The 2,605-nt window shown below is 33.1% G+C and carries 2 protein-coding genes; one reads left to right on the top strand and one right to left on the bottom strand.

The annotated features are described in order from the left end of the window. Positions 1 to 352: 352 nt before the first annotated feature. Positions 353 to 2,146 (top strand): oleate hydratase, encoded by a 1,794-nt coding sequence (locus ACT8VG_RS09940; RefSeq protein ID WP_444195771.1) that lies wholly within the window; start codon positions 353 to 355, stop codon positions 2,144 to 2,146. An 81-nt stretch (positions 2,147 to 2,227) separates the two neighbouring features. Here ACT8VG_RS09940 and ACT8VG_RS09935 read toward each other — a convergent pair whose 3' ends face one another. Further along, a complete protein-coding gene (locus ACT8VG_RS09935) occupies positions 2,228 to 2,440 on the bottom strand; it encodes a hypothetical protein (RefSeq protein WP_444195770.1) in 213 nt (70 codons plus the stop codon). Positions 2,441 to 2,605 lie beyond the last annotated feature (165 nt).

The raw sequence follows: 2,605 nt of genomic DNA, 5'->3' as shown, positions 1-2,605 counted from the left end.
CCGTATGACATTCTATTATCACTTTACTGATATGCATCATCTTCTTTCATGGATTATCTTAGATAAAATACATCAATTACTATTAGATACAAATATCTACCCTGAAAGATTTATCCGTCTTCTCTTAAGATGAAAGAAAGTCCTGAGTTATTGTCTAATAAAATGAATGAAATTATGGATGGTTGTATTCATCGAGCACTTAAAAGATTTGAAATTCATCAAAACTAATAGTTTGATTAAAATTTTTACACTTGATTGGTCATGATAAGATATTTATCATGGCTTTTTGTTTGTCTAAATAAAAATTTTAACACTTGATTTATACTAGAGTCATATCAAGGAGGTATGAATTATGTATTATTCATCAGGAACTTATGAAGCATTTGCACACCCAGAAAAACCAGAGGGTGTTGAAAAGAAATCAGCTTATATTATTGGAACAGGTTTAGCAGGTTTAACTGCTGCCTTCTATCTAGTAAGAGATGGGCAGATGCCTGGCAATCATATTCATTTATTAGAAAAGCTTGAACTTGCAGGAGGAAGCTGTGATGGTTATAAAGATGTTCATAAAGGCTTCTATATGCGTGGAGGACGTGAAATGGATAACCACTTTGAAATCATGTGGGATGTATTCCGTGATGTACCTTCTATTGAAACACCTAACGTATCTGTATTAGATGAATATTATTGGCTTAATAAGCATGACCCTAACTACTCTTTATGTCGTGCAACAGTCAATAAGGGTGAAGATGCACATACTGATAAACTATTTAAACTAGATAAAGATAGTGCCATGGCATTGTCTCAGCTCTTTATTACACCTGAAGAAAATCTTGAAGATAAGAAGATTTCAGATGTATTACCTGAATCATTCTGGGAAACTAATTTCTGGTTATATTGGCAGACTATGTTTGCCTTCCAAAAATGGTCTAGCGCATTAGAAATGAAGCGTTATTTATGCCGTTATGTACACCATATTGATGGTTTACCAGACTTTAGTGCTTTAAGGTTTACTAAGTATAATCAGTATGAAAGTATGATTTTACCTTTAATTGAATATTTAAAGAAACATGATGTAGATGTTCAGTTTGGTATGGATGTTAAAAATGTGGTTATTGAAGAAGTAGATGGCAAGAAGACGGCTAAGGAACTTATTTATGTAAAAGATAATAAAGAACAGTCTATTCCTTTAACTGCAGATGATTTAGTCTTTATTACTAATGGATGTTGTACTGATACATCATGTTACGGTGATCAGACACATGCACCTGATTTATCTGGTATTGTGAATGGTCAAGGTGAATCATGGGATTTATGGAAGAATATTGCGAAACAAGCAAAACATGACGAATATGGACATCCTGATGTATTCTGCAGTGATACAGAAGCGACTAACTGGATGAGTGCCACTGTAGAAACATCTAATAAAGATATTATTCAGCATATTATGAATATTTGTAAACGTGATCCTCGTGCTGGTAAAGTAACTACTGGTGGTATTGTGACTGTTAAGGATAGTGAAAATAATTGGTTCTTATCATGGACTATTAATCGTCAGCCACAGTTTAGATCTCAGAATAAAGATACAGTACTTATATGGCTTTATGCTCTTCATACTGATACAGAAGGTAACTATATCAAAAAAGCTATGAGAGATTGTACAGGTGAAGAAATCTGTCAGGAATGGCTTTACCATATTGGTATGGATGAAAGCAAGATCAAAGACTATTCAGAAAATGCATGTAATACAACAACATGCTTTATGCCTTATATCAATGCCTTCTTCCAGCCTAGAAAGAATGTAGACCGTCCTAAAGTTGTACCAGAAGGTGCAGTGAACTTCGCATTTATTGGACAGTTTGCAGAAACACCAAGAGATACTATCTTTACTACTGAGTATTCTATGCGTACAGGTATGGAAAGTGTTTATACATTACTGAATGTAGATCGTGGTGTACCTGAAGTATGGGGTTCTCAATATGATATCAGAGAATTATTACGAGCAGCTTATTATGCAGTAGATAAGAAGAAGATTAATGAGTTACCATTAAACTTCAAGGAAAAGATGCTTTTAAAGACTGTATTAAAGAATGTAAAAGGTACAGATCTAGAACTCTTATTGAGAGATACAGGATTAATAGAATAACGAGCAAGCTGGTTATCCAGCTTGTTTTTTTCTACAAAAAGAAAACAGTCAATCGGAAAATGAAAGACTGTTTACTGTTTTTTATGTGTTCAACTGATAATCCTTACGAATATTGTCGAAAGCTGTTTTTGCGTTTTTTGTACGTCCAGCCTGTACATCAGCATATCCTTTTTCTAATTCTTCATTCAACTCTTCTTCTGATAATACACTCATATCAACTATTCTCTTAGAAGACTTTACTTTAGATTCAATTCTTGCATTTAGATGAGTGGACATTGCAGTAATATAAAACACACCCCTTTTGATATTTTCATCACTTATATTATATACATTCAATCGCAAATATATACAAAAAAGACGTTTCGCATTGAAACGTCCTTCTTGTATACAATTATGTTTTAAGGGGAGAGTTAAAAACAATTTTCTTTTGCTCTTGTGTATTAAGATATTTTTTAAGGG

The organism is Catenibacterium sp. (assembly GCF_052354645.1).
Lineage (GTDB): Bacteria > Bacillota_I > Bacilli_A > Erysipelotrichales > Coprobacillaceae > Catenibacterium > Catenibacterium mitsuoka_A.
This window is presented reverse-complemented; position numbering and strand designations above follow the sequence as displayed.